Origin of the sequence: Citrobacter sp. R-1.5.2 (assembly GCF_035064245.1) — a bacterium.
GTDB lineage: Bacteria > Pseudomonadota > Gammaproteobacteria > Enterobacterales > Enterobacteriaceae > Citrobacter.
In genome coordinates, this window is sequence record NZ_JASEYC010000082.1 from 1 (window position 1) to 731 (window position 731).

The 731-nt window shown below is 60.1% G+C and carries 1 protein-coding gene; it reads right to left on the reverse strand.

The window, feature by feature from the left end:
* The coding region (gene aac(3)-IId, locus QMN38_RS26685) for an aminoglycoside N-acetyltransferase AAC(3)-IId (RefSeq protein ID WP_116290141.1) at nucleotides 1–731 on the reverse strand (731 nt) is incomplete at both ends.

Sequence of the window (731 nt, forward strand, 5' to 3'; positions counted from 1 at the left end):
TGCTTCTCAAGATAGGTGACGCCGAACGTCACGATGTCCTGCGCGTCGAACAGGTAGCACTGAGCAAAGCCCACGACACCTTCTCGATGGCGACCGAGCTTCACGTAAGCATTTGCTATAGTTTCAACCGCATCCGGCTTTCCTTCGATAGCAAAGCAATCGAGAATGCCGTTTGAATCGTAATCCGATGCCGTTTTCCAGGCGACTTCACCGTCTCTTCCAAGCATCGGCATCTCATACGTCACCCACCGTTTGTTGGGGATATCGGCAACCGCCTCGGCGTAGTGCAATGCGGTAACGGAGTTTAGCGGCGCACCCAACAGCAGGGCCTTCCCGCCAAGGCGAACGAACCGCTCGACGGGCGATCCTTCCCCCAAGGCGTGACCGAGTTCGTGAGGCTCCGTCAGCGTTTCAGCCAGCGGACCAACCGCGACCATCGATGCATCGGGGTGCGCGCTGCGCCGCGCGCCGGGGGCTTGAACCAGAAATTGATTCAGCAGGCCGAACCCACGGTAAGTCCCGGCTGTTGCGGGATCGAACGGCAGCCAGGTACGGCGGGCTTCGTCATCCAGCCGAGCGCCATTCAGAGTCTCCTCGTAGGGTGATCGGTCCCACGACGCGTATCCCATCACAGTGCCAGTCGGCCCAACCGCGGAGCGTAACGCGGCAACGACCGTCTCCGCTCCTCCTTCGACCGGACCAATCGCTTTAAGTGAGGCATGCACCATCAA